We start from the raw sequence: 18,902 nt of genomic DNA, 5'->3' as shown, positions 1-18,902 counted from the left end.
GTCGGGCGTGGCGAACGGCGGACCGGTCGAGCACGGGTTCCCGCACCTGGAGACGGTGCGGGAGGCGGTCACGGCGCTGTACCGGCGGCTGTCGTACGACACCGTCCGGACGTTCTCGGCCAGTGTGGCCCCGGTGGACGTGGCGTTCTGCGACACGGACGACCTGCACCTGGGCACGCAGCGGGTGGCGCACGAGCTGGTGCGGCACTACCGGCTGCCCGACGCCCGCATGATCGTCTCGTTCCGCGAGATGACCCACGCGGCGAACGTGGAACTGACGGCGGGCCCGGAGTACTTCATCGAGCTGAACGACCGCTTCCGCACCCATCGCCGGGACATCGGCGCGGCCCTCGCGCACGAGGTGATGCACGTGTACCTGCACCGCCTCGACCTGTCCTTCCCCTCCACCCGGGACAACGAGATCCTCACCGACACGGCGACGACGTACCTGGGCGCGGGCTGGCTGCTGCTCGACGCCTACCGGGAGGACGCGGCGACCTCGCAGAAGCTGGGGTACCTGACGCCGGAGGAGTTCGGTTACGTGCTGGCCAAGCGGGCGCTGCTGTTCGGCGAGGACCCGTCGGTGTGGTTCACGAGTCCGCAGGCGTACACGGCGTACGGCAAGGGCCTGGCCCGGGCGCGCCGGGACGAGCGGCAGCCGCCGCTGACCGCGGCCGGCTGGGCGGGCCGCCGCCGCTACGCCCGGGACCGCCGGCAGGCGCAGGACCCGCACACCGCCCAGGCGGCGGCGGACGGCGACCCCTACTCCTTCACCGCTCGCCCGCCCGGACAGCTCCGGGTGTCGTTCCCCTGCCCGACCTGCCACCAGCGGATCAGGGTGCCGGTGCGCGGGCGGGTCCGGGCGCGGTGCGGGCTGTGCCGGACGGTGCTGGAGTGCGACACGTGATCGGGCACGCGCGGTGCCGGGTCGCTGCTTGAATGCCCGTATGACACAGGCCATCGAAGAACCCTGGGGCATCAGCGTGTTCGGCTCGGGCACGGTGCGGGCCGAACCGTCACTCGCGCGGGTCCGGCCGGCCGTGGACGTGCTGGAACCGTCGCCGGAGCTGGCCTTCCAGCGGGCCGGGGAGGCCGTGGCCCGGCTGCGGGAGGTCCTGCGCCGGCACGGCGTGCCGGACGCCTCGGTGTCGGGCTCCCGGCTGGGCCTCAGCTCGGAGTACGACGGTCACGGCCGTGGCCGCACGCTGCTCGGCTACCGGTGCCAGGCCTCCTACGCGGTGGAGACCGAGGCGCTGGACGAGCTGGAGCGGCTGGTCGCGAACGTGGTCGAGGCGGGCGCGCACCGGATCGACGGCGTCGAGTTCGACGTGCGCGACCGACCCGGGCTGCTCGACGAGGCACGGCGCAGGGCCGTGGCCGCGGCCCGCCGCAAGGCCGAGGTGTACGCGGAGGCGGCGGACGCGCGGCTGGGGCCGGTCCTGCACATCCAGGACGTGGAGGCCGAGCCGGTCGCCGCCTTCCGTGCCTCGGCGGGCGGCGGACCGCCCGGCGCGCTGGCTCCGGGAGTGGTGGAGGTCTCCGCCCGGGTCGCGTTGGGCTTCTCGCTCAGGCACTGACCGCCGGCTCAGGCGGGCCGCACGATGCCCTGGGCGCGTGCGGTCGCCAGCCACTGCGGGAACTCGCCCACGAGCCGGTCGTACAGGTCGGCGTCGGTCACCTGGCGCGGGTCGCGGCCCGCGTGGAAGAACCCGGCGTTGTCGATGACCCGCTTGCCGGGCACCGCCAGTTCGTCGAGTTTCCGCAGGTACTCGAACTGGCGGCTGTCCGGGTCGCCGAAGCCGACGAACTGCCAGAACAGCGGCAGCGGCGCCGCCTTGCACAGGTACCGCTCGGCGGCGAGCCGGTTGATCGGGCCGCCGTCGGTCTGGAAGACGACCAGGGCGGGGTGGCGGGCGCCGCTGTCCAGGTAGTGGTCGATGACGGCGTCCATGGCCAGGTGGTAGCTGGTCTTGCCCATGTGCCCGAGACCGGCCACGATCCGCTCGATGCGCCCCTGGTGGTCGGCGAGCGCGATCTCGGTGACGGCGTCGACGTCGGTGGAGAAGAACACCACGGGCACGGTGCCGTCGTCGTCGAGGTGGGCGGACAGGCTCAGCACCCGGTCGGCGAGCGCCTGCACGCTGCCGTCCTTGTAGTACGGCTTCATCGAGCCGGAGTAGTCGACGACGAGGTAGACCGCCGCCCGGGTCCCCTCCATGCCGTGCCGGGTGAGCGACACCCCGGCGGTCTTGTACAGATCGACCAGCGCGGGCGCCGTCTCCCGCACCTTGGTGAGACTGATCGCGGCCATGCGGACTCCCCCGTCACCCCTGCCCTGCGGCATCCGGGTGCCGAGGTTACGGCACGGCGCACCCCGCCGCTGCGCCGGTCCCCGGGCATTCGCTATTTTGTTCGCCGCCGTCCCCACCGGCTCACCGTCCGCCCGTCCCGAGGAGCCGGCCCCGTGGATTCCGAGTCCACCGCCACCCCCTGCTACCGCCATCCCGCGGTGGAGTGCCAGGTCCGCTGCACCCGCTGCGAGCGGTACATCTGCCCCGACTGCATGCGTGCGGCGCCCGTCGGCCACCAGTGCCCCGAGTGTGTGAAGGAGGCGGCGCGGTCGGTGCGGCAGGCCCGGACCCTCGCGGGCGGCCGGGTGTCGACGACGCCGGTGGTGACGTACGTGCTGTTCGCGCTCACCGTGCTCGCGTATCTGGCGGAGGTGGTGCGGCCGGAGATCGTGGACCGGTTCGCCATGGTCGGTGCCCGGCTGGTCGCTCCGGACGGCGGCTACTACCCCGCGGACCAGCCGCTCTTCGTCCTCGGGGTGCCGCGGGTGGAAGGTGTCGCCGGGGGCGAGTGGGAGCGGATGCTCACCAGCGCCTTCCTCCACCAGTCGCCCTTCGAGGGCACGTTCGGGATTCTGCACGTCACGCTGAACATGGTCGCGCTGTGGCAGTTGGGGCGGGTGGTGGAGCTGATGCTCGGCCGGGTCCGGTTCGCCGCCCTGTACCTGCTGTCGGCGCTCGGCGGTTCCGTGCTGGAGCTGCTCCTCGCCGACCCCGGGCAGGTCTCGGTCGGCGCGTCCGGCGCGGTCTTCGGCGTGGGGGCCGCGTACTACGTGCTGCACCGCCGGCTGGGCGCCGACATGGCCCGGGTCGACCGCCTCATGGCCGGGCTGCTGCTGTGGCTGGTGGTCTCCGCCTGGTTCACCTCGTGGCAGGGGCACCTCGGCGGCCTGCTGGTGGGCGGCGCACTGGCCCTGGCGTTCGCGTACGCGCCCCGGGACGGACGCCGGGCGGCGGTGCAGGCCGGTACGGGTGCCGCGCTGCTGGTACTGCTGGCGGTCGCGGCGGCGGTCAGAGTGTCCGAGCTGACGGGCGGGGGCCTCCCCCTGTGAGACGTCCCCGCCGTGAGCGTCCCCCGCTGCGCGAGCTGCCCCCCAGGAGAGGTGTCCCCCTGTGAAACGTGCCGGATTGCTGCTCTTCGGAGCCCTGCCCGTGATCGCCGCGGGCGTGTACCTCGCCGTGCCGGACGGCCCGGCGAGGAGGGCAGGGCCGGCGGACACCGCGGCCGCCGCGTCCGCGTCCTCGTCGGCCACCGCCCGCTCGGCCCGCGACGACGCCAAGGAGCGGGCCGAACAGGAGCGGGAGGCGGACGACGCGCTCATCGCCGACCTGCCGCCGGGGCTCGCCGCACCGGCGAAGAAGGAGCTGGCCCAGCAGCTCGTGTCCAGCGCCGAGAACTCGACCACGCGGTGGCGCACGGCCTACGGCAGCATCGAGGACCTCGGGGACGGCGACGGGTACACCGCGGGCATCATCGGCTTCTGCACCGGCACCCACGACCTGCTCGCTCTGGTCGAGCGCTACACCGAGGCCCACCCCGGCAACGGCCTGGCCGCGTACCTGCCCGCCCTGCGCGAGGTCGACGGCAGCGACTCCCACGAGGGCCTGGACCCGGGCTTCACCGCGGCGTGGAAGGCGGAGGCGGAGGTCCCGGCGTTCCGCGCGGCCCAGGAGGAGGAGCGCGACCGGGTCTACTTCGAACCGGCGGTGCGCCTGGCCAAGCTGGACGGCCTGGGCACGCTCGGCCAGTTCGTCTACTACGACGCGATGGTCTTCCACGGCCCGGACACGGACGCCGAGGGCTTCTACGGGCTGCGCCAGCGGGCCATGGCCGAGGCGAGGACGCCGGGCCAGGGCGGTGCCGAACAGGATTACCTGGACACCTTCCTGGGCGTGCGCGAGCGGGCCATGGAGGCCAAGCGCCCGGGCATCGACACCTCCCGCGTCGGCACGGCCCAGCGCCGGTTCCTCGCCGCCGGGAACCTGGAGCTGGCGACGCCGCTGGTGTGGGAGATGTACGGGGACACCTACCGGGTGCCCTGAGCATGCGACAGCGCCTGCCCTTGGTCCGGTCGGGGACGGGGCAGGCGCCATCAGTGTTCCGCACGCCTTTGTGCGGGACGTTCTTCGGTTGTTCCGTCCGTCAGACCGCGAGGGCGCGGTCGGTCGGGCGGATCGGGGCCGGCAGGTCGCTGGCCCCGGTCAGGAAGCGGTCGGCGCCGCGCGCGGCCGAGCGGCCCTCGGCGATCGCCCAGACGATGAGCGACTGGCCGCGGCCGGCGTCACCGGCGACGAACACACCCGGCACGTTGGTCTGGAAGTCGGCGTCCCGGGCGATGTTACCCCGTTCGTCGAGCTCCAGGCCGAACTGGTCGACGAGACCGTTCTCCTTGTCGGTGCCGGTGAAGCCCATGGCGAGGGTGACCAGCTGGGCCGGGATCTTGCGCTCGGTGCCCGGCTTCGGGGTCAGCCTGCCCTCGATGAACTCGACCTCGCTCAGGTGCAGCCACTGGACGTTGCCGTCCTCGTCGCCCTCGAAGTGGGTGGTGGAGACGGCGTAGACCCGCTCGCCGCCCTCCTCGTGGGCGCTGGTGACCTTGTAGAGCATGGGGAAGGTCGGCCACGGCTGGCGCGCCGGGTCCCGCTCCTCGCCCGGCCGGGGCATGATCTCCAGCTGGGTCACGGAGGCCGCGCCCTGACGGTGGGCGGTGCCCACGCAGTCGGCGCCGGTGTCACCGCCGCCGATGACGACGACGTGCTTGCCCTCGGCGGTGATCGGGGGCGCCACGTAGTCGCCCTCCTGGACCTTGTTGGCCAGCGGCAGGTACTCCATCGCCTGGTGGATGCCGTTCAGCTCGCGGCCGGGGACCGGCAGGTCGCGGGCGGTGGTGGAACCGGCGGCGATGACGACGGCGTCGTAGCGCTTCTTCAGGTCGGTCGCCTTGAGGTCGCGGCCGATCTCGACGCCGGTGCGGAAGCGGGTGCCCTCCGCGCGCATCTGCTCTATGCGGCGGTTGATGTGCCGCTTCTCCATCTTGAACTCGGGGATGCCGTAGCGGAGGAGACCTCCGATGCGGTCCGCGCGCTCGTAGACGGCGACGGTGTGGCCGGCCCGGGTGAGCTGCTGGGCGGCGGCCAGGCCCGCCGGGCCCGAGCCGATGACGGCGACGGTCTTGCCGGACAGGCGCTCCGGGATCTGCGGGGCGACGTCCCCGGTCTCCCACGCCTTGTCGATGATCGAGACCTCGACGTTCTTGATGGTGACCGGCGGCTGGTTGATGCCGAGCACGCACGCCGACTCGCACGGGGCCGGGCACAGACGGCCGGTGAACTCCGGGAAGTTGTTGGTGGCGTGCAGGCGCTCGGACGCCGCCGACCAGTCCTCGCGGTAGGCGTAGTCGTTCCACTCGGGGATCAGGTTCCCGAGCGGGCAGCCGTTGTGGCAGAACGGGATGCCGCAGTCCATGCAGCGGCTGGCCTGCTTGCTGATGATCGGCAGCAGGGAGCCGGGGACGTAGACCTCGTTCCAGTCCTTGACGCGCTCCTCGACGGGGCGGGTCCTGGCGACCTCGCGTCCGTGGTTCAGGAAGCCCTTGGGATCAGCCATTGGTCGCCGCCTCCATCATCTTCTCGGTGGTCTCGGTCTCGGAGAGACCGGCTCGCTCGGCGGCGTCCTTGGCGGCGAGCACTGCCTGGTACGTGCTGGGGATGATCTTGCTGAAGCGCTCCACGGCGACGGGCCAGTCGGCGAGCAGCTTCTGGGCGACCGTGGACCCGGTCTCCTCGGCGTGGCGGCGCACCACGTCGTGCAGCCAGTCCTTGTCGGCGTCGTCCAGGGCCCGGATCGCGTCGACGTTGCCGACGTTGACGTTGTCGCGGTCGAGGTCGACGACGTAGGCGATGCCGCCGGACATGCCGGCCGCGAAGTTGCGTCCGGTCTCGCCGAGGACGACCGCGTGGCCGCCGGTCATGTACTCGCAGCCGTGGTCGCCGACGCCCTCGGAGACGACCAGCGCGCCGGAGTTGCGGACGCAGAAGCGCTCGCCGACCTTGCCCCGCAGGAACATCTCGCCGCCGGTGGCGCCGTAGCCGATGGTGTTGCCGGCGATGGTGGAGTACTCGGCGAGGTGGTCGGCGCCCCGGTCGGGGCGGACGACGATCCGGCCGCCGGACAGGCCCTTGCCGACGTAGTCGTTGGCGTCGCCCTCCAGGCGCAGGGTGATGCCGCGCGGGACGAAGGCGCCGAAGGACTGGCCGGCGGAGCCGGTGAAGGTGATGTCGACGGTGTCGTCGGGCAGACCGCCGCCGCCGAACTTCTTGGTGACCTCGTGGCCGAGCATGGTGCCGACCGTGCGGTTGATGTTGCGGATCGCGACCTGGGCGCGCACCGGGGCGGCCTGGGTGGCGTCCGGGGCGGCCAGCGCGTCGGAGGCGAGCTTGATCAGCTGGTTGTCGAGTGCCTTCTCCAGGCCGTGGTCCTGGCCGATGGCCTGGTGGCGCACCGCGCCCTCGGCCAGCGCGGGCACGTGGAACAGCGGCTCCAGGTTCAGGCCCTGCGCCTTCCAGTGGTCGACCGCGCGGGTCACGTCGAGGGTCTCGGCGTGGCCGACGGCCTCCTCGATGGAGCGGAAGCCCAGCTCGGCGAGGATCTCGCGGACCTCCTCGGCGATGAACCGGAAGAAGTTCACGATGTACTCGGCCTTGCCGGAGAACCGCTCGCGCAGCACCGGGTTCTGGGTGGCGATGCCGACCGGGCAGGTGTCCAGGTGGCAGACGCGCATCATGACGCAGCCGGAGACGACGAGCGGCGCGGTCGCGAAACCGAACTCCTCGGCGCCCAGCAGCGCGGCGATGACGACGTCGCGGCCGGTCTTGAGCTGGCCGTCGGTCTGCACGACGATCCGGTCGCGCAGGCCGTTGAGCAGCAGGGTCTGCTGGGTCTCGGCGAGGCCCAGCTCCCAGGGGCCGCCCGCGTGCTTGAGACTCGTCAGGGGCGAAGCGCCCGTACCGCCGTCGTGGCCGGAGATGAGCACCACGTCCGCGTGCGCCTTGGACACACCCGCCGCGACCGTGCCGACGCCGACCTCGGAGACCAGCTTGACGTGAATCCGCGCCTGCGGGTTCGCGTTCTTCAGGTCGTGGATCAGCTGGGCCAGGTCCTCGATGGAGTAGATGTCGTGGTGCGGCGGCGGGGAGATCAGGCCGACGCCCGGGGTGGAGTGCCGGGTCTTGGCGACCCAGGGGTACACCTTGTGGCCGGGCAGCTGGCCGCCCTCGCCGGGCTTGGCGCCCTGGGCCATCTTGATCTGGATGTCGTCGGCGTTGACCAGGTACTCGGAGGTGACGCCGAAGCGGCCGGAGGCGACCTGCTTGATGCTGGACCGGCGCGCCGGGTCGTACAGGCGCTCCGGGTCCTCGCCGCCCTCACCGGTGTTGGACTTGCCGCCCAGCTGGTTCATGGCGATGGCGAGGGTCTCGTGCGCCTCCTGGGAGATGGAGCCGTACGACATGGCGCCGGTGGAGAAGCGCTTGACGATCTCGGAGACGGGCTCGACCTCGTCGAGGGGGACCGGCTGCCGGTCCGACTTGAAGCCGAACAGGCCGCGCAGCGTCATCAGCCGCTCGGACTGCTCGTTCACCCGCTCGGTGTACTTCTTGAAGATGTCGTACGTGCCGGAGCGCGTGGAGTGCTGGAGGCGGAAGACCGTCTCCGGGTCGAACAGGTGCGGCTCGCCCTCGCGGCGCCACTGGTACTCGCCGCCGATGTCCAGCGCGCGGTGGGCCGGCGCGATGCCGCTGGCCGGGTACGCCTTGGCGTGGCGGGCGGCGACCTCCTTGGCGACGACGTCGATGCCGACACCGCCGATCTTGGTGGTGGTGCCGTTGAAGTACTTGGCGACGAAGGCCTCGTCCAGGCCGACGGCCTCGAAGACCTGGGCGCCGCGGTAGGAGGCGACGGTGGAGATGCCCATCTTGGACATCACCTTGAGGACGCCCTTGCCGAGGGCGTAGATCAGGTTGCGGATGGCCTGCTCGGCCTCGACGCCGGGCAGGAAGGTGCCCGCGCGGACCAGGTCCTCGACGGACTCCATCGCGAGGTACGGGTTGACCGCGGCGGCGCCGAAGCCGATGAGCAGGGCGACGTGGTGGACCTCGCGGACGTCGCCGGCCTCGACCAGCAGGCCCACCTGGGTGCGCTGCTTGGTGCCGATGAGGTGGTGGTGGACGGCCGCGGTGAGCAGCAGCGACGGGATGGGCGCGTGCTCGGCGTCCGAGTGGCGGTCGGACAGGACGATCAGCCGGGCGCCGTTCTCGATCGCGGCGTCGGCCTCGGCGCAGATCTCCTCTATGCGCGCGGCCAGCGCGTCGCCGCCGCCGTGCACCCGGTAGAGACCGGAGAGGGTCGCGGCCTTGAAGCCCGGCATGTCGCCGTCGGCGTTGATGTGGATGAGCTTGGCCAGCTCGTCGTTGTCGATCACCGGGAAGGGCAGCAGGACGCTGCGGCACGAGGCGGCGGTCGGGTCCAGCAGGTTGCCCTGGGGGCCGAGGGAGGAGCGCAGGGAGGTGACCAGTTCCTCGCGGATGGCGTCCAGCGGCGGGTTGGTGACCTGGGCGAAGAGCTGGGTGAAGTAGTCGAAGAGCAGCCGGGGGCGCTCGGAGAGCGCGGCGATCGGCGAGTCGGTGCCCATGGAGCCGATCGGCTCGGCGCCGGCCTTGGCCATCGGCGCGAGGATGACGCGCAGCTCCTCCTCGGTGTACCCGAAGGTCTGCTGGCGGCGGGTGACCGAGGCGTGGGTGTGCACGATGTGCTCGCGCTCGGGCAGGTCGGACAGCTCGATCTCGCCGGCTTCCATCCATTCGCCGTACGGCTGCTCGGCGGCGAGCTGGGCCTTGATCTCGTCGTCCTCGATGATGCGGTGCTCGGCGGTGTCCACGAGGAACATGCGGCCGGGCTGGAGGCGGCCCTTGCGGACGACCTTGGCGGGGTCGATGTCGAGGACGCCGACCTCGGAGCCGAGGACGACGAGGCCGTCGTCGGTGACCCAGTAGCGGCCGGGGCGCAGGCCGTTGCGGTCGAGTACGGCGCCGACCTGGGTGCCGTCGGTGAAGGTGACGCAGGCGGGGCCGTCCCAGGGCTCCATCATCGTGGAGTGGAACTGGTAGAAGGCGCGCCGGTCCGGCTGCATGGAGGCGTGGTTCTCCCACGCCTCCGGGATCATCATCAGCACGGAGTGCGGCAGCGAGCGCCCGCCCAGGTGCAGCAGTTCCAGGACCTCGTCGAAGGAGGCGGAGTCCGAGGCGTCCGGCGTACAGATCGGGAAGATCCGCTCCAGGTCCGCGGAGGAGCCGAACAGGTCCGAGGCCAGCTGGGACTCGCGGGCGCGCATCCAGTTGCGGTTGCCCTTGACCGTGTTGATCTCGCCGTTGTGCGCGACGAAGCGGTACGGGTGGGCGAGCGGCCAGCTCGGGAAGGTGTTGGTGGAGAACCGGGAGTGCACGAGCGCGATCGCGGAGGCGAAGCGGCGGTCGGACAGGTCCGGGAAGAACGGCTCCAGCTGGCCGGTGGTCAGCATGCCCTTGTAGACGATGGTCCGCGCGGACAGCGACGGGAAGTAGACACCGGCCTCGCGCTCGGCGCGCTTGCGCAGCGCGAAGGCGTTGCGGTCCAGCGCGATGCCCTGCGAGACGCCGTCGCTCACGAAGATCTGGCGGAACACCGGCATCGTGGAGCGGGCGGTGGCACCCAGCATCTGCGGGGCGACCGGGACCTCGCGCCAGCCGAGGACGGTGAGGCCCTCCTCTTCGGCGATCGTCTCGATGCGCGAGACGGCGTCCTCGGTGCCGTCGCCCGGCAGGAAGGCGATGCCGACGGCGTACGCCCCGGCCTCCGGCAGCTCGAATCCGGCCACTTCGCGGAAGAACGCGTCGGGCACCTGGGAGAGGATGCCCGCGCCGTCGCCCGAGTCGGGCTCGGAGCCGGTGGCGCCGCGGTGTTCCAGGTTGCGCAGCACGGTGAGCGCCTGGTCGACCAGGGTGTGGGAGGCCTCGCCGGTGAGGGTGGCGACGAAACCGACGCCGCACGCGTCGTGTTCGTTGCGGGGGTCGTACATACCCTGAGCAGCAGGGCGAGCATCCATGAAGGACCAGTTCTGGCCATTCGCGGAGTGCTGGGACGGCTGGCGCGGCGTACGCATCGGCTCTCCCGTCGTCGTCATCTGGCATGTGCAGGTGCCGAGGGACGACGTTGGCCCTCTGCGGTGGGTGCAAAATTTGGTGCAGGTTACATGATGGATGAGTTCTCGGTAAACGGGACAATCCGTTCCAGCATGCGGACACCGAAGGGTGGCGGTGGGGTGCCGCACCCGCGGTGGAAGCTATGGGGACCGGGGCGGGCAGATCGGTGTCCGTCGGTCCGAGGGGGGTGGCGGGGGCGTCGTCGCCCACTCCACGAGTGCACGGCAGGCGTCATTGCCCACAGCGCTTACGGCTCATGCCCGGAGATTACGTACTCGAAACCAGCGAGTAACGGCTACTTATACGGTCCACCGCATAAGTTCGAGCCGGACTATCCTACGGCCGTTCCGAACAGGCTGCCCAGGAGATACGTCACACCGGCCGCCGCACCACCGAGGGCGAGCTGCCGCAGCCCGCTGTACCACCAGCTGCGGGCCGTGACCTTGGCGACCACCGCGCCGCACAGGAACAGTCCGGCCAGCGCGAGCAGCACGGCGGGCCACAGCGCACTCGCGCCAAGCAGGAACGGCAGGACGGGGAGCAGGGCGCCCAGCGCGAAGGACCCGAACGAGGACACGGCCGCGACCGTCGGCGAGGGCAGGTCGGAGGGGTCGATGCCCAGTTCCTCGCGGGCGTGTATCTCCAGCGCCTGCTCGGGGTCGCTGGAGAGCTGGCGGGCCACCTCGCGGGCGAGGTCCGGCTCGACGCCGCGCGCCTCGTAGAGCGCGGCCAGCTCGGCCTCCTCGTCCGCCGGGTGCTTGCGCAGCTCGCGGCGCTCCACGTCCAGCTCGGCCTCGACCAGCTCGCGCTGGGAGGCGACGGAGGTGTACTCGCCGGCGGCCATGGAGAAGGCGCCGGCGGCCAGTCCGGCGAGTCCGCTGATCACCACGGTCTGCTGGCTCGCCGTGCCGCCGGCGACACCGGTCATCAGGGCGAGGTTGGAGACCAGTCCGTCCATCGCGCCGAAGACGGCGGGGCGCAGCCAGCCGCCGTTCACGTCGCGGTGGGTGTGGTTGTCACGGTGCGCCTCGTGCAGTGGCGCCTCGGTTTCGATGATGGCCATCAGGGTCCCCCCGGGAGCTAGTTTGGACTCATTCCACTTTTTAACAACACACAATCTACGCCGATCATTTCCGCCTCGCCAGCAAGGAAAGGCTGCGCTTACCTGCGGCTTTACCTCTTCGCACTCATTCGTGATCTTGCCCGCTCATATGTCGACCGGGTGACGCTGCGCCCGGTTCGGCTGCGGTGCGCACCGCGCCGGGGACAGATGTGCGGAGGGAGAGGAGAGGCCGCATGGCATCCACCGCCTGCATTCCCCCGGTCCCCGCGCCGCACGACACCGTCGGGCTCCGCGACCGGGCCAGGGGCGCGCTGCTCGGACTGGCCGTCGGGGACGCCCTCGGGGCGCCGGCCGAGAACATGAAGCCCTCGGAGATCCGCGCCCGCTGGGGCCGCATCACGGGGTACGTCGCCGACCGGCCCGCCGGTACGGACGACACGGAGTACGCGATCTTCTCCGGGCTGCTGCTGGCCCGCCACGGCGCCGGGCTGACCCAGGCCCATGTGGAGGCGGCCTGGCACGAGTGGATCGCGGACCGGGAGGAGGGCCCGTTCCGGGGCGCGGGCTTCAGCGAACGCGGCACCCTGGAGAACCTGCGCCGGGGGCTCGCCGCCCCGATCTCCGCCCAGCACCGGCACGCCTGGAGCGACGGACTGGCCATGCGGGCCGCGCCGCACGGCGTGTTCGCGGCCGGGCGCCCCGCCGAGGCGGCCCGGCTGGCCGCGATCGACGGCTCGGTCAGCCACGAGGGCGAGGGGATCTACGGCGGCCAGGCGGTGGCGGCGGGCGTGGCGGCGGCGATGGCCGGGGCGTCGACCGTCGCGGTGGCGGCCTCCGCGCTGGCCGTCGTCCCGGACGACTCCTGGACGGCCCGCTGTCTGCGCCGCGCGCTGACGGCGGCCCACCGGGGCGAACGCGCGGTGCGCTCCGCGGTGGTCATCGGCGGCTACCCGTGGACCGACCTGGCCCCGGAGGCCGTCGCCCTCGCCTTCGGCGCCTACGCGGCGGCCGACGGCGACTTCACGGACTCCGTGCTGACGGCCGTCAACATGGGCCGGGACGCCGACACCACGGCCGCGGTGGCCGGTGCCCTGGCCGGCGCGACCCGCGGCGTCCACGCCATCCCGGCCGACTGGGCCGCCGCCATCGCCCCGGCCCGCGGCAGCTGCCTCCCGACGATGGCCGGCCACCACGTCCTGGAGGTGGCGGACCTGCTGACCCGGGCGGCACGCGAGGCTCCGCCGGACGCGCGAGACGTGGGCGACCCCGGGGCCGGCCTCCCCGCCCCGGACTCCGTCGCGTTGCCGCCGCGTCACCCGGACCGAGCCCGTCATCAGGCACCGGCCGCACCACCCGGCGACACCGCCCCCACCCCTCCGGCGAAGGTCGGGCCGTGAGCACGGCGCGTTCCGGGGTCGGGGCGACGGGCGTCACGGCGTACGTCGAGGGGCCCGGGGGGCCGGGGACGGACCCGCCGGGCGGGAGCGGGCAACGGCCGGGAACCGGCCCGGGGACGGTGGCGTCCCGTGCGGTGCCGCTGCTGGACCGCATCGAGGGGCTGCTGCTCGGGCTCGCCGCGGGAGACGCCGCCGGCTGGCCGGCCGCCCGGCACCGGGCCGCCCGGATGCCGGAGTGGACGCGCCGCCTCACCCGCGAGCTGGACACCTTCGCCGAGCAGAACGCGACCACCACCCTGCCCGTCCCCATCGCCCTGAACCAGCCTCCGGAACCGCTGCGCCTGGGCCCCTCGGACGACGCCGAGTGGGCGGCGTTCGCGGCCGAGGCCGTGCTGCGGGCCGGGGACGACAGCGTGCTCGGGGACCTGAGCCGGGACCGCCGGATGCGGGCCGCGATCGACCTGACCTGGAACGCCGTCGCCAGCGAAGTCGCCGCGGCGGCCGACCGCGCCCCCGAGGTGGAGTCCGCGGTGCTGCCGCTGCGCGCCCGCATCTCGGTGCGGGCCGGGCTCGGCAACCTCGCCACCGGCCTGCGGCCGCCCGCCACCGGCCACGACAACCCGCACTACTTCGACGACGCCGCCTGCGTACGGGCCTGCGTCCTCGCCGTCGCCCACCCCGGCGCCCCGCGCCCCGCCGCCGACCTCGCCGAGTTCGACGCCCGCTACACCCAGGACGGCGACGGCGTGCACGGCGCGCGGGCCATGGCGGCGGCACTGGCGTGCGCCCTCGACGGCGCCGACGTGGACGCCTGCGTGAGGGCCGCGCTCGCCGAACTCCCCGAGGCGACGGAGATCGGCCGCAACGCCCGCCACGCCCTGGCCCTCGCGGCGGACGCCGGGAGCACCTTCGCCCTCGTCCCGCTCCTGGAGCACCGCATCGTCGACCACGTCTACAGCTACGGCATCGCCGCCGCCGAGACCGTCCCGGTCGCCCTCGCCCTGGCCACCGCCGCCCGGGGCCGCGTCGCGGAGGCGGTACCGGCGGCGGCCTGTCTGTCCAGGGTCGCGGATTCCGCTCCCGCGCTGGCCGGCGCCCTCACCGGCGCGCTCGGCGGCGGCACGTCGCTCCCCGCGTCCTGGCGGGACGCCTGCCGCACCCTGCCCGGCTGCGTACTGCCCCGGCTCACCGGCACCGACCTGGTCGAACTCGCCGGTCTCCTGCACGCCACGCGACCGTCCCCACCGGAAGGACGAGGCACCACCCCATGACCACCCCCACCCAGGACCACCGCTCCACCGCACCCCTCGACGAGCGCGTCACCGGCGCCCTCGTGGGCGCCGCCGTCGGCGACGCGCTCGGCGGCCCGGTCGAGGGCTACTCCCCCGAGCAGATCCTCGAACGCCACGGCGGCCGCGTCCACGGCGTCGTCGGCCCCTGGAACGGCGACGCCTGGCGCACCGCCCGCCCCCTCGCCCCGTACCACAAGGGCGACGGCCACGTCACCGACGACACCCTGATGACCCATGCGCTGGTCCGGGTCTACGGCACGGTCCGCGACCACCTGGACGCGTACGCGATCGCCGAGCACCTGGTCCCGGACCTGATCACCCACCCGCGCTGGATCCCGGAACTGGAGGCCGAGGCGCTTCCGCTCCAGCGGATCTTCCTCGCCGAGAAGTGGCTGGTCGCGCGGCTCCACTACGGCCACGTGGACCCGCGCGAGGCCGGCACCGGCAACATCGTCAACTGCGGTGCCGCGATGTACATGGCCCCGGTCGGCCTGGTCAACGCCGCGCACCCCGCGGCCGCCTACGCCGAGGCCCTGGACGTCGCGGGCGCGCACCAGTCGTCGTACGGCCGGGAGGCGGCCGGTGTCTTCGCGGCGGCGGTGGCCGCGGCCTGCGCACCGGGCGCGACCCCCGAGTCGGTGGTGGCCGCCGCGCTGTCCCTGGCCAAGGACGGCACCCGGGCCGCGATCGAGGCCGTGTGCGACGTGGCGTCACGCCACTCCGAGTTCGAGTCGGCGCTCGCACCGCTGCGCGCGGCGGTGGCCCCGTACGACACGGTGGGCCCCGACTACCGGGCGCCCTCGCTCGGTGCCCGCCGCCCCTCGCGCCTGCACGCCATCGAGGAACTGCCGGTCGCCCTCGGCATGCTGCTCGTCTCCGGCGGCGACTTCCGGCACGCGGTGCTCGGCGCGGTCAACTACGGCCGCGACTGCGACTCCATCGCCACGATGGCGGGCGCCCTGGCCGGGGCGCTGGGCTCGCCGGTGCCGGAGGACTGGGCGAAGACCGTCGCGGAGGCGAGCCGCCTGGACCTGTGGGAACCGGCGGCGACGCTCACCGGGGTCGCGCGGGAGGTCTTCGCGCGCGACGTACGGCGCCGCCGCGCCCATGAGGAGGCGTTCGCCGCGATCGGGGGCGCGGGATGCTCCGGCTGACCTGGGTCCAGCCCGAGGACCTGGTCGGCCACGAACTGCGCCAGGCACGGCTGGACGGCCGCGACGCGTCGGCGGTGGCGGCCCGCTGGCGCACGGCGGGCGGCGGCGAGGCCCCGCCCCGGGCGGGCGCCTCCGACCGGCCCGCATCGCCCGGCCTCCGGGCCCTGGCCGAAGAGCTCCTGGACGAACTGGCCCGCCTGCCCGCTCCCCTGGCGGACGCCGAGCCGACGGACCTCGGCCGGATCAGGGCCCTGTGCCCCGACTGGCCGACCCCGCGCCCCGCCGCGTCCGTGCCCCCCTCCCGTCTGGAGGCCGCCTGGCTCGGCCGCGCCGTCGGGTGCCTCCTGGGCAAGCCGGTCGAGAAACTGCCCCTGACCGGCATCCGCCTGCTCGGCCGGGCTACCGGGAACTGGCCCCCGGCCAGGTACTTCACCGCCCGGGGCGTCCCTGGCGACCTGCTCGCCGCGTATCCCTGGAACCGCCGCTCCGCGCCCACCTCCCTGGCCGAGAACATCGACGGCATGCCGGAGGACGACGACCTCAACTACCCGCTCCTGGGCCTGAAGCTGCTCCAGCGCCACGGCCGGGGCTTCGAGACGGCCGACGTGGCCCGGGTCTGGCTCGACGAACTCCCGGCCGGCCGTACCTTCACCGCCGAGCGCCTCGCCCTGCGCAACCTCCTCACCGGCCTCGAACCCCCGGACACCGCCCGTCACCGCAACCCGTTCCGCGAGTGGATCGGCGCCCTGATCCGCGCCGACGCGCACGGCTGGACCAACCCCGGCGACCCGGCCGGCGCCGCCGGGCAGGCGCACCGGGACGCGACCCTCACGCACACCGCGGTCGGCGTCCACGCGGCGATGTTCGCGGCGGCCGTCATCGCCACCGCCGCCGGCGGCACCCAGGACGTCCACGCCTGTCTGCGCTCCGGCCTCGCGGTCGTGCCGCCCGGCTCCCGCCTCGCCGGGGCCGTCCGCCACGCCGTACGGCTCGCGGGCGCGCACGCCGACTTCGACACGGTCGTGGACGAGCTGCACGCCGTCCACTCCCCCGCCCACCACTGGGTGCACGCGGTCCCCAACACCGCCCTGATCGCCGCCGCGCTCACCCACGCGGACGGCGACTTCACCGGCTCGGTCGCGCGGGTCGTGTCGGGCGGCTGGGACACCGACTCCAACGGCGCCACCGTCGGGAGCGTCGCCGGACTGCTGGCCGGTTCCCCCGCCGCGCTGCCCGCGCACTGGACGGCCCCGCTGAAGAACCGCCTGGCCACCTCCGTCGGCGACTTCGACGGCGTCGGCTTCGACACCCTCGCCCACCTCACCCACCGGGAGGCCACCCGCCCATGCCCGAGCCCGCCGCCCCTCGCCCCGTCTCCCCTCCCCTGACCGGCCTGCGCGTCCTCGACCTCGCCACCCTGTTCGCGGGACCGCTCGCCGCCACCATGCTCGGTGACTTCGGCGCCGAGGTGATCAAGATCGAGCACCCCACCCGGCCCGACCCCTCCCGGGGGCACGGCCCGTCCAAGGACGGCGTGGGCCTGTGGTGGAAGCTGCTGGGCCGCAACAAGCACGCCATCACCCTGGACCTGTCGAAACCCGCCGGGCGCACCACGCTGCTCCGCCTCGCCGCCACCGCCGACGTCGTCGTCGAGAACTTCCGGCCGGGCACCCTGGAGAAGTGGAACCTGGGCTGGGACGAGCTGTCCGCCGTCAACCCGCGCCTGGTCCTGACCCGGGTCACCGGCTTCGGCCAGTTCGGCCCCTACGCGCGCCGCCCCGGTTTCGGCACCCTCGCCGAGGCCATGAGCGGCTTCGCCGCGATGACCGGCGAACCGGACGCGCCGCCGACGCTGCCGCCGTTCGGCCTCGCGGACTCCATCGCGGCGCTGGCGACGGCGTACGCCGTGATGACGGCGCTGGCCGCCCGGGAGCGCACCGGCGAGGGCCAGGTCGTCGACATGGCGATCATCGAGCCGATCCTGACCGTGCTGGGCCCGCAGCCTCTCTGGTACGACCAGCTCGGTCACGTCCAGCCGCGCACCGGCAACCGCTCGCAGAACAACGCCCCGCGCAACACCTACCGCACCGCCGACGGCACCTGGGTCGCCGTCTCCACCTCGGCGCAGTCGGTCGCCGAACGGGTGATGCGCCTGGTGGGCCGCCCGGAGCTGATCGACGAGCCCTGGTTCGCGACGGGCGCCGACCGGGCCCGGCACGCCGACGTGCTGGACACCGCGGTCGGCGACTGGATCGCCCGGCACTCCCGCGCCGACGTGCTCGCCGCGTTCGAGAGGGCCGAGGCGGCCGTCGCGCCGGTCCAGGACGTGCGGGATGTGATGACCGACCCGCAGTACCGGGCCCTCGACACCCTCACCACGGTCGACGATCCGGAGCTGGGCCCGCTGCGCATGCAGAACGTCCTCTTCCGGCTCTCCGCCACCCCGGGCGCGATCCGCTGGGCGGGCCGCCCGCACGGCGCCGACACCGAGGAGGTGCTGACCGGGCTGGGGCTCACCCCGGCGGACGTGAAGGAGCTGCGTGAGGAGGGCGTCGTATGACCGCACCCCCGCTGACCTGGCTGTACGCCCCCGGGGACCGGCCCCGGGTGGTGGCCAAGGCGCTGGCCGCCGGTGCCGACGTGGTGGTGGTCGACCTGGAGGACGCGGTCGCCGCCGACCGCAAGGAGTACGCCCGTGACGCCACCGCCGAGCTGCTCGGCGAGCCGCAGCCGGTGCCGGTGCACGTCCGCGTCAACGCCCTGGACGGTCCGCTCGCCGCCGGCGACCTGGCGGCACTGGCCGCGCTGCCGGGTCTGTCCGGGCTGCGGCTGCCCAAGATCACGTCGCCGGAGCAGGTCATCAAGGTCGCCGAGACCACCGGCGGGCCGCCGCTGTACGCCCTGCTGGAGACGGCCCTGGGGGTGGAGCGGGCGTACTGGATCGCCGCCGCCCACCCGGCGCTGCGCGGGATCGCCCTCGGGGAGGCGGACCTGCGGGCCGACCTGGGGGTGCGCGGGGACGCCGGCCTGGACTGGTCGCGCTCGCGGGTGGTGGTGGCCGCGCGGGCGGCGGGGCTGGCGCCGCCGTCCCAGACGGTGCATCCGGACACCCGGGACCTGGAGGGTCTGGCGGCGTCCTGCGCCCACGGCCGCGCCCTGGGGTTCCTGGGGCGGGCCGCGATCCACCCCCGCCAGCTGCCGATCATCGAGCGGGCGTACCTGCCGACCGAGCGGGAGCTGGAGGAGGCGGAGACGATCGTCAAGGCGGCCACGGTCCAGCCGGGCGCGCAGGCGCTGCCGGACGGCCGGTTCATCGACGCGGCCGTGGTGGCGACGGCCCGGCGCACCCTGGCGCTGGCCCGGCGGCCGACCCTGTCCTGAGCCCCGGCCCGGCATACGCCGAGGGCGCCCGG

14 protein-coding genes are annotated in these 18,902 nt (G+C 73.6%); 10 read left to right on the top strand and 4 right to left on the bottom strand.

Going from position 1 to position 18,902, the window contains the following annotated elements; genetic code table 11:
- The first annotated feature begins 7 nt into the window (after positions 1 to 7).
- Both ACIRGB_RS23830 and ACIRGB_RS23825 read left to right on the top strand, forming a co-directional pair.
- Positions 8 to 907: a hypothetical protein gene (locus tag ACIRGB_RS23830; protein ID WP_403868517.1), complete on the top strand. Its 900-nt coding sequence runs from the start codon at positions 8 to 10 to the stop codon at positions 905 to 907.
- Positions 908 to 947: 40 nt separating this feature from the next.
- Positions 948 to 1,577 carry an SIMPL domain-containing protein gene (locus ACIRGB_RS23825; RefSeq protein WP_403868515.1) on the top strand — a complete coding sequence of 210 codons (630 nt, stop codon included), beginning with the start codon at positions 948 to 950 and terminating at the stop codon, positions 1,575 to 1,577.
- Between the two features lie 8 nt (positions 1,578 to 1,585).
- Here the strand turns inward: ACIRGB_RS23825 and ACIRGB_RS23820 are convergent, their stop codons facing one another.
- Complete coding sequence (locus tag ACIRGB_RS23820; RefSeq protein WP_403868512.1) at positions 1,586 to 2,311, bottom strand: vWA domain-containing protein; 726 nt, start codon at positions 2,309 to 2,311, stop codon at positions 1,586 to 1,588.
- A gap of 153 nt (positions 2,312 to 2,464) precedes the next feature.
- Between ACIRGB_RS23820 and ACIRGB_RS23815 the strand changes: the two genes are divergently transcribed.
- Positions 2,465 to 3,400 carry a rhomboid family intramembrane serine protease gene (locus tag ACIRGB_RS23815; RefSeq protein ID WP_403868509.1) on the top strand — a complete coding sequence of 312 codons (936 nt, stop codon included), beginning with the start codon at positions 2,465 to 2,467 and terminating at the stop codon, positions 3,398 to 3,400.
- A gap of 61 nt (positions 3,401 to 3,461) precedes the next feature.
- Positions 3,462 to 4,391, top strand: coding sequence for a chitosanase (locus ACIRGB_RS23810; protein ID WP_403868506.1), 930 nt, complete (start codon positions 3,462 to 3,464; stop codon positions 4,389 to 4,391).
- 100 nt (positions 4,392 to 4,491) lie between these two features.
- Here the strand turns inward: ACIRGB_RS23810 and ACIRGB_RS23805 are convergent, their stop codons facing one another.
- The 3 genes from ACIRGB_RS23805 to ACIRGB_RS23795 all read right to left on the bottom strand — a co-directional run bounded on the left by ACIRGB_RS23805 (position 4,492) and on the right by ACIRGB_RS23795 (position 11,646).
- Positions 4,492 to 5,955 carry a glutamate synthase subunit beta gene (locus ACIRGB_RS23805; RefSeq protein ID WP_403868503.1) on the bottom strand — a complete coding sequence of 488 codons (1,464 nt, stop codon included), beginning with the start codon at positions 5,953 to 5,955 and terminating at the stop codon, positions 4,492 to 4,494.
- On the bottom strand, positions 5,948 to 10,486 hold the full coding sequence (gene gltB / locus ACIRGB_RS23800; protein ID WP_403869113.1) for a glutamate synthase large subunit: 4,539 nt from the start codon (positions 10,484 to 10,486) through the stop codon (positions 5,948 to 5,950). The genes ACIRGB_RS23805 and gltB overlap by 8 nt, the downstream gene beginning before the upstream one ends.
- 428 nt (positions 10,487 to 10,914) lie before the next feature.
- Positions 10,915 to 11,646 carry a VIT1/CCC1 transporter family protein gene (locus tag ACIRGB_RS23795; RefSeq protein WP_226024295.1) on the bottom strand — a complete coding sequence of 244 codons (732 nt, stop codon included), beginning with the start codon at positions 11,644 to 11,646 and terminating at the stop codon, positions 10,915 to 10,917.
- A gap of 233 nt (positions 11,647 to 11,879) precedes the next feature.
- Between ACIRGB_RS23795 and ACIRGB_RS23790 the strand changes: the two genes are divergently transcribed.
- From ACIRGB_RS23790 to ACIRGB_RS23765, 6 genes are read left to right on the top strand one after another with little or no spacing between them, the layout of a single operon-like run.
- Positions 11,880 to 13,043: an ADP-ribosylglycohydrolase family protein gene (locus tag ACIRGB_RS23790; protein WP_403868500.1), complete on the top strand. Its 1,164-nt coding sequence runs from the start codon at positions 11,880 to 11,882 to the stop codon at positions 13,041 to 13,043.
- Positions 13,040 to 14,314: an ADP-ribosylglycohydrolase family protein gene (locus ACIRGB_RS23785; protein ID WP_403868497.1), complete on the top strand. Its 1,275-nt coding sequence runs from the start codon at positions 13,040 to 13,042 to the stop codon at positions 14,312 to 14,314. Before ACIRGB_RS23790 ends, ACIRGB_RS23785 begins: the two co-directional genes overlap by 4 nt.
- Positions 14,311 to 15,489 carry an ADP-ribosylglycohydrolase family protein gene (locus ACIRGB_RS23780; protein ID WP_403868494.1) on the top strand — a complete coding sequence of 393 codons (1,179 nt, stop codon included), beginning with the start codon at positions 14,311 to 14,313 and terminating at the stop codon, positions 15,487 to 15,489. Before ACIRGB_RS23785 ends, ACIRGB_RS23780 begins: the two co-directional genes overlap by 4 nt.
- A complete protein-coding gene (locus ACIRGB_RS23775; RefSeq protein ID WP_403868491.1) occupies positions 15,477 to 16,877 on the top strand; it encodes an ADP-ribosylglycohydrolase family protein in 1,401 nt (466 codons plus the stop codon). The genes ACIRGB_RS23780 and ACIRGB_RS23775 overlap by 13 nt, the downstream gene beginning before the upstream one ends.
- Positions 16,835 to 18,049: a CaiB/BaiF CoA transferase family protein gene (locus ACIRGB_RS23770; protein WP_403868488.1), complete on the top strand. Its 1,215-nt coding sequence runs from the start codon at positions 16,835 to 16,837 to the stop codon at positions 18,047 to 18,049. The genes ACIRGB_RS23775 and ACIRGB_RS23770 overlap by 43 nt, the downstream gene beginning before the upstream one ends.
- Entirely contained in the window at positions 18,046 to 18,870 is an 825-nt protein-coding gene (locus ACIRGB_RS23765; protein ID WP_403868486.1) for an HpcH/HpaI aldolase/citrate lyase family protein, read from the top strand. The genes ACIRGB_RS23770 and ACIRGB_RS23765 overlap by 4 nt, the downstream gene beginning before the upstream one ends.
- Positions 18,871 to 18,902: the final 32 nt, after the last annotated feature.

The sequence above is a fragment of the Streptomyces sp. NPDC102490 genome (genome assembly GCF_044765285.1).
Taxonomy (GTDB): Bacteria; Actinomycetota; Actinomycetes; order Streptomycetales; family Streptomycetaceae; genus Streptomyces.
The sequence above is the reverse complement of the archived record's forward strand: the minus strand, read 5'-3'. Positions and strand labels throughout refer to the sequence as shown.